11 protein-coding genes are annotated in these 12,446 nt (G+C 39.0%); 7 read left to right on the forward strand and 4 right to left on the reverse strand.

The annotated features are described in order from the left end of the window. Positions 1-39: 39 nt before the first annotated feature. The 3 genes from ACOXY8_RS01635 to ACOXY8_RS01645 form a co-directional block, all read right to left on the reverse strand. Positions 40-282 carry a hypothetical protein gene (locus ACOXY8_RS01635; protein ID WP_458329815.1) on the reverse strand — a complete coding sequence of 81 codons (243 nt, stop codon included), beginning with the start codon at positions 280-282 and terminating at the stop codon, positions 40-42. Positions 283-637: 355 nt separating this feature from the next. Further along, entirely contained in the window at positions 638-1,402 is a 765-nt protein-coding gene (locus ACOXY8_RS01640; RefSeq protein WP_458329816.1) for a type III pantothenate kinase, read from the reverse strand. A gap of 89 nt (positions 1,403-1,491) precedes the next feature. Then, positions 1,492-2,850: an NAD-dependent succinate-semialdehyde dehydrogenase gene (locus tag ACOXY8_RS01645; RefSeq protein ID WP_458329817.1), complete on the reverse strand. Its 1,359-nt coding sequence runs from the start codon at positions 2,848-2,850 to the stop codon at positions 1,492-1,494. Positions 2,851-3,083: 233 nt separating this feature from the next. Here ACOXY8_RS01645 and ACOXY8_RS01650 point away from each other — a divergent pair, with 233 nt between their 5' ends. From ACOXY8_RS01650 to ACOXY8_RS01680, 7 genes are all read left to right on the forward strand, one after another. Then, positions 3,084-3,449: a hypothetical protein gene (locus ACOXY8_RS01650; RefSeq protein ID WP_458329818.1), complete on the forward strand. Its 366-nt coding sequence runs from the start codon at positions 3,084-3,086 to the stop codon at positions 3,447-3,449. A gap of 100 nt (positions 3,450-3,549) precedes the next feature. After that, positions 3,550-6,486: a protein translocase subunit SecDF gene (gene secDF / locus ACOXY8_RS01655; RefSeq protein ID WP_458329819.1), complete on the forward strand. Its 2,937-nt coding sequence runs from the start codon at positions 3,550-3,552 to the stop codon at positions 6,484-6,486. Positions 6,487-6,525: 39 nt separating this feature from the next. Continuing rightward, positions 6,526-7,911, forward strand: a complete 1,386-nt coding sequence (locus ACOXY8_RS01660) for a sodium-dependent transporter (protein WP_458329820.1) — start codon at positions 6,526-6,528, stop codon at positions 7,909-7,911. 124 nt (positions 7,912-8,035) lie between these two features. After that, complete coding sequence (locus ACOXY8_RS01665) at positions 8,036-8,515, forward strand: DUF4199 domain-containing protein (RefSeq protein WP_458329821.1); 480 nt, start codon at positions 8,036-8,038, stop codon at positions 8,513-8,515. A 40-nt stretch (positions 8,516-8,555) separates the two neighbouring features. Next, positions 8,556-8,972, forward strand: a complete 417-nt coding sequence (locus ACOXY8_RS01670) for a VOC family protein (protein ID WP_458329822.1) — start codon at positions 8,556-8,558, stop codon at positions 8,970-8,972. Between the two features lie 15 nt (positions 8,973-8,987). Next, entirely contained in the window at positions 8,988-9,530 is a 543-nt protein-coding gene (locus ACOXY8_RS01675) for an SRPBCC family protein (protein WP_458329823.1), read from the forward strand. 74 nt (positions 9,531-9,604) lie between these two features. Next, entirely contained in the window at positions 9,605-11,908 is a 2,304-nt protein-coding gene (locus tag ACOXY8_RS01680; protein ID WP_458329824.1) for an acyl-CoA dehydrogenase family protein, read from the forward strand. Positions 11,909-11,991: 83 nt separating this feature from the next. Here ACOXY8_RS01680 and ACOXY8_RS01685 read toward each other — a convergent pair whose 3' ends face one another. Further along, positions 11,992-12,369 (reverse strand): GxxExxY protein, encoded by a 378-nt coding sequence (locus tag ACOXY8_RS01685; protein WP_458329825.1) that lies wholly within the window; start codon positions 12,367-12,369, stop codon positions 11,992-11,994. Positions 12,370-12,446: the final 77 nt, after the last annotated feature.

A 12,446-nucleotide genomic window follows, 5' to 3' on the forward strand; every position in this document is an offset into this window, starting at 1 on the left:
TCTTAGGAGCATTCAAATCATTACGATTGTAAACTTTGACTAATTAGATTTTGTAAGGATGTAATTCATCAAATCATTAGGAGTATGAAGTAGTTCTACTTCATTAGCATCTAAGTCCACATGCATTGCTCTCTCTACGTCGTAGAACAGACCTTCTACATACACTTTATCAAAACCTAAATCATTCACAAAATCCTTCTTCTTCACTTTGGAAACGGGAGCTATTCCGTATTGGTCGAATACACTGACCATTGTTTTAATTTTTGTGTATTTATTCTCCATACTTTTGTTTGTTTATCTAAAGTCATTGATTTTGGCAAACTGGATTTTCATTATCAATTCATATTCCAATTTTTCAAACGCTCTTATTTATTATTGACTTTTGAACGAAAACCAGTAATATCAGTCCAAGAACGAGTGCTAAGTGGTTAAAATTTCACTTTACTGAAATATTTTTACCTTGAAAACTAAAAAATAGCCTTAAGTAAAAATGTTATTGACCTATTTAACTATGATTTTCAAGTGATTGGAATAAAACTAACTAGCCAAAAGCTGAATTGGTTTGCGTATTTTTATTTCAACTAGAATAAGGAAGGAGAGTTTGTGAAGATGAACAATATTATTTAAACCTGTTAATCTATGAGTTTGCATCCATTATTATGCGCATTCCATCTAGGGTAAGGTGTCGGTCAATTATATCAAATTCACCTTCCAGATTATGCAGAATGCTGGACATTCCGCCAGTAGCAATTACTTTCATAGAGTCGCTTACTTCAGATTTAATTCGGCCGATCATTCCTTTAACCATGTAAGTGTAGCCTAGCAATATACCTGATTGTATGGCAGATACAGTATCATTTCCTATTGCGGTTTTAGGTAATTCCAATGGTACATATGGCAATTTGGCAGTATTAGATGAGAGTGCTTTTACTGCCGTGCGCAATCCAGGTGCAATGGATACGCCGATTACGCTTCCTTTGGAATCTACAATAGTGAAAGTAAGAGCAGTGCCAAAATCTACTATGATACAAGCATTATTGAATCTGGTCCAAGCGGCTACCGCATTCGCCACCAAATCGGTTCCAATTTCTTCGGGGTTATTCAGTTTGATTTCCAATTGAGGATAACAAGTCATCCCGATTGTAAGCGCCTCTATACCAAACATTCTCTTGGACAAATCCTCCAAAATACCTGTGATTTGCGGAACTACAGTGCTGATTACTACTCGATCTATTTGGTCGATTTTAAAGCCATTCTCTAGAAAACAAAAGCGAAGGAATTTTTCATACTCTAATGCTGGCACGATAGGATGCGTTTCGAATCTCCATTCTCGCGTCCATTCTGTACCTGTGTATATGGCAAATACGATATTGGTATTGCCTGCATCAATGGCTAATAACATTCCGAAATATACGAATGATTTTGAATGCCCAATAAAGCAAGAAAGCGGGAGAAAAAAGAAAAGCTAATCCTCCCGCAATATTTTCCGATTTATTTATTTACGAAGACTGTTTTCACATTCACAAATTCCAATAAACCCTCCCGCGACAGTTCCCTTCCATAGCCAGATATTTTTGTCCCTCCAAATGGCAATCTCGGATCTGACTTCACCAATTCATTTATAAAAAATGCTCCGTCCTCTACTCTATCAGCATAGCTTTGTGCTTTTTCAATATCCTCGCTAAATAAAGTCAATCCCAATCCAAATTTAGATTTGGCGGCCAACTCAAAAGCTTCATCTATAGTTGCGGCTTTGATAATTGCGGCCATTGGCCCAAAAGTCTCCTCATCAAATGCTGGCATTCCCGGCTGCACATTCACCAATATAGTCGGTTCGTAATGTGCTCCTTTTCTTTCTCCACCTATCAATATTTCAGCACCCATTTCTACAGATTTTTTCACCTGCTTTTCCAAATCCTCAGCTAAATCTTCTCTAGCGAGCACACTTATTTGCGTTCCTTCTTCCAATGGATCACCAATTTTCAGCTTGGATACGGCTCCCTTAAATTTTGGCATAAAACGCTCATATGTATTCCCAACCAAAATAAAGCGCTTGGCTGCAATGCAGCTTTGTCCATTGTTTCGCATTCGAGCCATCAATCCAATTTCAATCGCTTTATCTATATCGGCATCTTCGGCCACGATAAAGGCATTGCTGCCGCCAAGCTCCAACAAGGATCGCTTCAAATATTTGCCAGCCAAAGCTGCCACAGCACTACCTGCCTTTTCACTTCCAGTAAGCGTGATCGCAGATACAGCTCTATGCTTTACAACCATTTCCGTCTGATCATGATCGATTAATAGATTTTGAAACACGCCTTTTGGGAAGCCGGCCTCTACGAAGAGTTCTGCAATATGTGTAGCTGAGCCAAATACATTCGAAGCATGCTTTAAAAGCGCCGTATTCCCAGCCATTAAAGTTGGCGCAGCAAAACGCAATACTTGCCAAAATGGGAAATTCCATGGCATTATGGCGAAAACTGTTCCTTGAGGATCGTATCTCACATAGCTTTTATAGGCATCCGTTTCAATGGTTTTGCTTTGAAGAAATTCTGCTGCATTCTCGGCATAGTATTTACAAACCCAGGCGCACTTTTGGATTTCAGCTATTGATTCCGATAGAGGTTTGCCCATCTCCAATGTGATGGTTTTTGCATATTTCGATTCATTTTTTTCTAATAGCTCAGCAGCTTTCAGCATTAGCTTGGCTCTTTCTTCTATGGATACTTTCTTCCATTTATTATAAGCTTCAGCAGATTGATCTAAGATTTCATTTAATTCTTTTTCTGTGTGTTTCTTATAACTAGCGATCTGCTCACCAGTGTAGGGATTTATGCTTTTCAATGTCATTATCTAGCTTATCAAAATTATTGATTGAATATATTTTTCACTCAGATTGGGAATATTAGAACGGTATTTCCGATTGCAAAACACTCCTGCTTTCTAATTTGTTCGTTGATTTAATCTTTGTTGAGATTAAGGATAATGGCCAAAATTTAAAAAATAAAGGCATTTAAATTTTCAAAAAAATAAATATTAATCTCGCTCAACTGAATTCAATTCTTATACGTTAACATTGCATCGTGAAAAAGTTAGGGTTTCCAAATCTTCCAATCCTAAAGCAAAGTATCGCTACTTTTCTTGCCGTTACTTTTTTGTTTATCTCGCTCACAGCTCAAGCAGAACACGAAGTAAAAATTAGCGATTCTTCAGAATATTTAACTTCCTTAGATTCAAACTTCAGCGATACTTTTCAGGCGGTTCAACCCAAAATAAGAGTAATAAATCCTGCACAGTTTCAGCTTCAATTATTTACAAGTGTAGACCAAAATCTTTATACACTTAGAGATTTATTATTCACCAAAAAAATTATCCTCCCGCAGGTTTTAGGCGTTCAAGCTCACCTGCAGACAATCCTTGAGTTTGTTATTTGCACAAACGCTCCTTAGTAATTCATCATCAAATGCTGGAGTAAAATTGATCTGAATCCATCAGACGAATTACTCCTACCCTATTCCTAAATTATTTTGATGATTTTTTATTAAGAAAATGAAAAACAAGAATTTTATTGTGTTTATCACACTGGTGATTACAGCTTTATGCTTGTATTACCTATCATTTACCATTGCATCGGGCAGAGTGCGCGAACAAGCAACACTCCAGGCCACTCAAGCTGATGGCACAGTCAATTTTATTAAAAAGCAGCAATATCTCGATTCAGTGTGGAGGTTGCCTGTGTATAGAATACTTGGTGCAAATTTCACCTTCAAAGAAGTAAAAGAGACTGAACTTGGCCTTGGACTGGATTTGCTGGGTGGCATGCATGTAACCTTGGAAGTATCACAAGCTGAGATTATTAAAGGCTTAGCCGGTAATCTTGAAGACTCAAAACTCCAATCAGCAATAGCAAATGCCGTAGAATTGTCAAAGACTGGAAATGGCAATTTTGTAGATTACTTTTATCAATCATTCACTAAGGAATTGCCTAATATTCCATTGAGCGAGTATTTTGCTAATTCAGCGAATGCAGATAGAATTACGATCAATTCGACTGATTCGGAAATTTTGAACATTATTAATGCTGAAGTTGAAAATGCGCTAGATCGTTCTTTCAATATCTTGAGAACTAGGATAGATCGATTTGGCACATCCAATCCAAATATCCAACGCATACAAAACAGCGGGAGGATACAAATAGAACTTCCTGGAGTTGACAACCCAGAGCGAGTGCGGAAGCTACTGCAAGGAGTAGCCAAGTTACAGTTTTGGGAAGTATATGAAACTTCCGAAATAGCTTCGACCATCGAAAATATCAATAGCCAACTGTTGGCAAGCGGAATTACTCAATCATTACCTAGCAGCACCTCATTGGATACAAGCAATTTATCCGATTTGGAAAAGGAATTGGCTTTGACCGATTCTAGCCAAAAACTTGAAAATCAGAATTCTGAGTTTATTGAATTGCTGCAACCAGGTTATGGTCTGAGCTATTTGCTGAAAGACACTATGCGAATCAATCAGCTTTTAAATAGCGAGCAAGTTGCTCAAGTAATCCCATCGAATACCAAGTTTCTATGGGCTGTGAAACCGGCTTCAGCACAAGTTGGAAATGAAGTATTGGAGCTATACGCCATCAAAACAACCAGAGGTGAAAGAGCTCCATTGGAAGGTGATGTGGTAACTGCTGCGATGCAGACGCTGGATCAAACTTCGAAACCAGCAGTAAGCATGCAAATGAATGCAGAAGGTGCTCGCCAATGGAAAAAGCTTACTGGTGAAAACCAAGGCAGAAGAATTGCCATCGTATTGGACGACTACGTTTACACTGCACCGACAGTGCAAGGTGAGATTCCAGGCGGAAATTCAGAAATCACAGGGAATTTCACAATCGAAGAAGCAAAAGACTTAGCTAACATTCTGAAAGCTGGCGCATTACCTGCTCCTACCCAAATTGTGGAAGAAGCCATGATTGGCCCTACCCTAGGTCAAGAAGCTCAATTTCAAGGATTGTCCTCTATGATTGCAGGACTTGGCATAGTTGTGTTATTTATGCTTGGCTATTACGCCCGTGCAGGCTTGGTTGCCAATGTGGCGTTGATCTTCAATATTTTCTTTATCCTTGGTATTTTGGCTCAAATCGGTACTGCCCTTACCCTGCCGGGAATTGCAGGTATTGTATTAACAATCGGTATGTCTATCGATGCCAATGTGCTTATTTTCGAAAGAATTCGAGAAGAACGACGAAATGGAAAAGGCCTGTTAGAATCCATAAAACTTGGATATGACAAGGCATTTAGCGCAATATTAGATTCAAATGCAACGACTCTCCTTATCGGTGCAATATTATACAGCATAGGCCAAGGACCTGTAAAAGGCTTTGCAGTTGTACTTATGATTGGTATTGTAGCTTCATTTTTCACAGCCGTTTATATCACAAGAGTAATTCTTTATTTCCTTACCAAGAAAGGTGAGCAAAGTAAGATCAGTTTTGAAACAAAGCTTGCTTTCAACCGAATCAAAGACTTGAATTTTGATTTCCTTGGAAAAAGAAAAATAGCTTATCTATTCTCCACGTCAATTATTGGCCTTGGACTTATATTAATCTTGTTCAATGGATTAAAGCTTGGAGTTGATTTTACAGGTGGCCGATCTTATATCGTAGGATTTACCGAAAGCGTAATTCCTTCCGAATTAAAAGTAGACCTAGATAATGAATTTGATGGCTCTGTCGAAGTAAAAACGTACGGATCGAGCAATACGGTAAAAATCACTACCTCCTATTTGGTAAATGAAAGCAGTAATGAAGCTGATATCCTAGTTGAAGATAAATTAGTAAGCAGCTTAGAGAATATTACGGGGTTTACATATAATGAAAATGGCGCATCCAATATAGATGATTCCTTCAAAATTGAAGGCACTTCAAAAGTTGGCGCTTCAGTGGCCGACGACATCAAGTCCTCTTCCTACAAAGCAATCATTTGGTCGCTGATCGCCATATTCATTTACATTCTAATCAGATTTAGAAAATGGGAATATTCCTTAGCCTCCATTATTGCGCTTATACATGATGCAATGTTTGTAATTGCGGCATTTGCCATTGCCAATAGTTTGGGTGCAAACTTTGAGATTGATCAAGTATTTATGGCCGCTATTCTTACGGTAATTGGGTATTCCATTAACGACACCGTAGTGGTTTTCGACAGGATTAGAGAGCGATTGCAAAATCATAAATCCAGTCAAAAAACACAAGTGATCAATGAAGCAATAAATCAGACTTTGAGCAGAACCTTAATTACCTCATTCACCACACTAGTCGTCGTATTAGTGCTGTTAATATTTGGTGGTGAAGTTCTTAGAGGATTTTCATTTGCGCTGTTTGTTGGCATCATCGGCGGTACTTTTTCTTCCATATTTATTGCATCACCTATCATGGTCGATCTAATGAAGCGGGAGGTTAAAAAAGAAGCTAAAGCCGTTCATGCCTAATCATTTATTAAATAATCAACCAATCAATTTAAAATAGAAATGGCTACTCAAGCAACATCAACCGAAAACCGAGGCCAATGGGGTTCTGGCTTTGGATTCATCATGGCAGCGGCAGGTTCTGCCGTTGGTCTAGGCAATATTTGGCGCTTTCCATACATCACTGGTGAAAACGGAGGCGGGGCCTTTGTCTTCGTGTATATCCTTTGCGTTTTGCTAATTGGCCTCCCGCTATTACTCAATGAAATCAGCCTTGGCCGAAATAGTGGCAAAAACCCTATTGGAGCAATTCGAAGTAGTGGTGGTAATAAGTTTTGGCAATTGGCCGGTGTTATTTGTGTAATGGTGTGCTTCTTTGTTTTAAGCTATTACTCGGTAATTGCAGGTTGGACAATTGGTTACATTTTCACAGAGCTATTAAATGTTCCTATTAGTTTCGAGGTATTCCAAGAAACTCCCATGTATGTGATTCCTCTATGTTTTCTCTTTATCCTAATCACCATTTTGATTGTGGTAAAAGGAATCTCAGGAGGTATTGAAAAAGCATCAATTTATCTTATGCCTTTACTGTTTCTGATTATCATCTTTATTTCAATTCGCAGCATCACCTTGCCGGGTGCCTCCGAAGGGATTAGATATTACCTAGAACCAGATTTCTCTAAAATCAATGGAAAAGTTGTGTTGGCTGCATTAGGCCAAGCATTTTTCTCCTTATCTGTTGGCTGGGGGCTAATGATCACTTACGGATCCTATTTATCGAAAAAGAACAACGCAATTACTTCCGCAAGCTGGATTGTAGGGATGGATACATCAGTAGCTTTAATGGGTGGTTTGATGGTATTCCCAGCTGTATTCGCTTTTGGCAAAAACCCTGCTTCCGGCCCGGCTTTGGTTTTCGATGTATTGCCTACAGTGTTTGATCAAATGACCGGCGGAGCAATTATTGGCGCATTGTTTTTCTTGCTCTTATTTGTCGCTGCACTTACTTCCAGTATTTCCATGCTAGAAGTCCCAGTTGCGTATTTGATTGATGAGAAAAAATGGACACGCAAAAAAGCCGCTTGGACAGTGGGCATTGCTGCAATGGTACTGTCCATCCCATCAGCCATTTCATCTATCGAAGGCAACATATTCAATACCATGAGTTTGAATTTCTTCGGCATTGTAAAAACTGGTTTTTTCGATTTGATGGATTTCTTCTTTGGAACGGTCGCCGTAGTGGTAGTCTGTTTAATGTTGAGCTTATATACGGGCTGGGTAAAAAGCATCCAAACCTATGCAAATGAGCTCGCCCTTGGCGCTCCGGGTTTCAATGGCTGGAAAAGAGCCTTCTGGATATTCTTTATCAAGTTCGTTTGCCCTGTTGTGATATTCCTTGTTGTCTTAGACTTGCTCGGCGTATTTGGCACTCCTCAAGCGGGAGGATAATCGAATTATATATTTATACCAAAAGGCTTCAATCAATTTTGTAGTCTTTTGGTATTTTTATTTCCCATTTATTGACTTTCTCATAGAATTGGTTGAAATTTCATTTCTACTATCAAATACCACCATGAAAAAGTACAGTATTGAAATCAAATGGGGAATTATTTTTATCCTCGCAACACTCCTTTGGATGTTCCTTGAAAAGCAATTTGGGCTGCATAGTGAGCACTTAGACAAGCATGCGACTTATACCAATTTCTTTTCTATCGTTGCTATTGCAATTTATGTATTAGCACTTTTAGATAAGCGAAAAAATGCCTTTAGTGGCACCATGAGCTGGAAACAAGGATTCAAAGCAGGCTTTATCATCACAATAGTAGTGACTGTCCTTACCCCAATTGCTCAGATCATTACGCATAATGTAATCAGCCCAGAGTATTTCCCTAATATAATTGAAATGGCTGTGGAAACTGGCCTGCAAAGTCGTGAAGAAGCTGAGGCTTATTTCAATTTGAATAATTATATCCTTATTTCCACAATTTTTGCATTTGTTGTCGGGATTCTCACTTCGGCCATTGTGGCAGTTTTCACACGTAAATCCTATTAAGAAATTCTTAATCAATCCAACAGGAAACTGATAATCAATTATGACCAAAAGAGTAACAGGCATCGGTGGAATATTCTTCAAATGCAAAGATCCAAAAGCTATGAAGCAATGGTATGGAGAGCATTTGGGATTACAAACCGATGACTATGGAACCAATTTCGAATGGCGCCAAGCTGACAATCCTGATAAGAAGGGCTTCAGTCAATGGAGTACCATGAGTGAAAACACTAAACACATGGAGCCATCCAAAAAGGACTTTATGATCAATTATAGAGTTGAAAATTTGGAATGGCTTGTAGAACAATTGCGTGCTGAAGGCGTCACCATTTGTGATGAAATCGAAGCTTTCGAATATGGAAAATTCGTTCATATCCTCGATCCTGAGGGCAATAAGATTGAATTATGGGAACCGAATGATATTGAATACGACAAAATTGTAGAAGGAAGAACCAAATAAATTAATAATCACACCATGAAAGCATTAAAAATTATCCTAATTGGCTTAGCCAGCATTATTGCGCTGGTTTTGGTAGCTGCAATCTTTGTAGATGGCAATTATGCTGTTGAGCGGGAGGTTACTATCAACCGTTCCAAATCAGAGGTATTTGATTATATAAAATACCTTCGCAACCAAGATGAATTTAGCAAATGGGCTTCGATGGATCCGAATATGAAAAAGGATTTTCGAGGAACAGATGGAGCAGTAGGTTTCGTGTCCGCTTGGGAAAGTGAATCTGACGATGTAGGCAAAGGCGAGCAAGAAATTATCGCCATTGTAGAAGGTGAAAGAATCAATTATGAATTGCGTTTTCTCGAACCAGTTGAATCTACTAGCCAAGCGTATATGATCACCGAAAGTGCCGGCATGAACCAAACTACCGTGAAATGGGGCATCAATGGGAAAATGACATATCCAATGAACCTCATGCTACTATTTATGGATATGGAAGAGATGCTCGGCGCAGATCTTTCTGAAGGACTCAATAACTTGAAAGAGAAATTAGAGAGTAACTAAGACAAATTTCGCCAATTCTTGAAAATATCTTTGCCATCCTATATCTATTTTGAATGAATAGAGTAAATTAAGGGATGGCAAATTTATTTTCAATTTCACAGCATCCTTCGATTTCCGTATTTCTTCCTTTGTTCCACACCGTTTGGGCTGATGCCAATCTGAGCGAACTCGAAGTCAAAGTGCTCAGCAAATATATCAACCAAGCCAAATGGCTTGAAAAGACTGAGAAAACATTTCTACTCTCAAAGCTTCAAGCCCAAAATCCTCCCGCTGCATCCGAATTGCATCTTTGGGAAAGTGAAATCAAATCTGCTATAGTCGATGCTATCGAAATTGAAAAGTTAAGCGACATCAGTTTCCAATTAGCCAAAAAACATCTTAAATCGAATATATCTGAATCATTTTCAGATATTAAGAATGATTTAGATAAACTAGAAAAGAAGCTTGGAATTATCAGCAAAGAGGCCATTTTCCTTTATACAGCCGGCCACGATACAATCACCACAAGTCATAATACGCAAAGCTCATTCGATATTGAGCAAATGCAGGCTTTGCTTGATGGCGACCAATCGGATATTATTGGCAAGGTGAAATTGGTCATTACTCGACCTGAATTTGCGTATGTAGATCCCTCCAATCTCAAAGCCTATCGCGAACAAGTATTGAAATGGTGTAAAATCCTCGCCAAAGAAGGTTTGGGAGCAATGGCCTATCCTACCCAATTTGGTGGCGGTGGAGATATGAAAGCCTATTTCAGCATTATGGAAACGCTGAGTTATCATGACCTTAGTATGGTTATCAAATTCGGGGTCCAATTTGGTCTATGGGGAATGAGTATTCAGTCGCTTGGTACCGAAAAACATCACAAAAAGTACCTTAATAAAATAGGCAAACTTCAATTGCCCGGTTGTTTTGCCATGACGGAAACCAATCATGGATCGAATGTGAAAGGCATTGAAACGACAGCTACTTACAAGCATGACAGTAAGACCTTTACCATCCACACTCCACATAAATTAGCTCAAAAGGAATACATTGGAAATGCAGCATTACATGGCCAAATGGCAACTGTTTTTGCCAAGTTAATAATCGATGGAAAAGATTATGGGGTGAATGCATTTGTGGTTCCACTGCGTGATAAAATGGGTAAATTGCACCCAGGAGTAAGCATTGAAGATTGCGGGAAGAAAATGGGATTGAATGGAGTAGACAATGGAGTCATTAGCTTCGATCAAGTAGAAATTCCCAAATCAGATATGCTTGACAAATATGCCAGCGTAAATGACAAGGGTGAATTTGAAAGTCCCATTAGTAGTGATAATCGTAGGTTCTTCACCATGCTGGGAACACTTGTGGGCGGGAGGATTGGCATACCTCGTTCCGGATTATCAGCAGCCAAAACCGGACTTACCATCGCCATCCGCTATGGAAACCAACGTCGACAATTTGGTCCTGAAGGTGGTGAGGAAGTGCCCATTCTTAATTATCGCATGCATCAGCGAAGGTTGATGCCTTTGCTAGCAAATGCTTACGCACTTCATTTTGCTTTGCAATACCTCACCTATCGCTTCCTAAATAGAACTGAGGAAGATATGCAGGAAATAGAAGCTTTGGCTGCCGGACTTAAAGCATTTGCAACTTGGAACACCACAGCCACTTTGCAGGAATGTAGAGAAGCTTGCGGAGGAAAGGGATACTTATCGGAAAATCGGATTGATGCGCTTAAAGCTGATACAGACATTTATACCACATTCGAAGGTGATAATACCGTACTGATGCAATTGGTCGCAAAAAGTAGGCTTACAACTTTCAAAAAGGAATTTGGTGAGATGAATATGATTACCATTTTCAATTATTTAGCCGATCAAGCCAAGACTTCCATTCGAGAAAAAAATCCATTTACTGTAAGGAAAACAAGCGATGAACATTTGCTCGATGTGGAGTTTCATCTCAGTGCTTTCCATTATCGTGACAGAGAAATTGTGAGCTCTGCTGCACAAAGACTAAAGCGACATATTGACAGTGGAATGGACTCTTTCGATGCTATGAATGTAAGTCAGCATCATTTATTCAATGTTGGGAAAGCTTACATTGAACGTGTGGTTTTGGAGCAATTTGTATTGCAGGTGGAGAAAACTACTGACCCGAAACTGAAAGCTACTTTGAAGAAGCTCTGTGATTTGTTTGCCCTATCACAAATAGAGAAAAACAGAGGCTGGTATTTGGAACAAGGATATATGGAGGGCAGCAAAACCAAAGCAATTCGCAAAATGGTAAACCAATTATGCTGGGAAATCCGTCAAGATGCCGTGCCTTTGGTTCATGCATTTGGAATCCCAGAGTCTTGTATTGGTGCTGAAATATTGGTGGAGAAATGAAGTTGGAAGGTTAAAATATCTTTGCGTCTTATGCGCCTTAGCGAGAATATTTTTCTCACGCAAAGCCGCATAAGGCGCTAAGTTTATAAATTGTTTACAATTCGAGTTATTCCGTTCTTAATGAGCTTTTCATTGAAATTGATCAGCAGTCCAAGTTTTAATCCGGTAATCTTCAAGTAAGTAAGCAATTGCTTGGGATGAACAGGAGCAATTGTTTCAACTGATTTCAATTCCACAATCACTTTGTTCTCGACGATCAAATCAGCTCTAAATCCCAGCTCCATTTTTATACTATCCCAAATTACAGGAATAGCCTTTTGCTTTTCTACTTTGAGCCCTTGCCTAACCAATTCATAAAACATAATCTCCTCATAAACAGACTCCAATAATCCAGGCCCTAAATTCACGTGAATGTCATAAGCTGTATTGACTACTATTTTGGATATTTCGTTTTCTGTCATCTCTTTATGGTTTTACGAGAAAGATTCTTACGCTAAGGTGGTATCTCGCAAAGGTTTGCGATCCTTCTTTGCGCCTT

It is taken from the genome of Peijinzhouia sedimentorum (assembly GCF_049340005.1).
Lineage (GTDB): Bacteria > Bacteroidota > Bacteroidia > Cytophagales > Cyclobacteriaceae > CAXBDP01.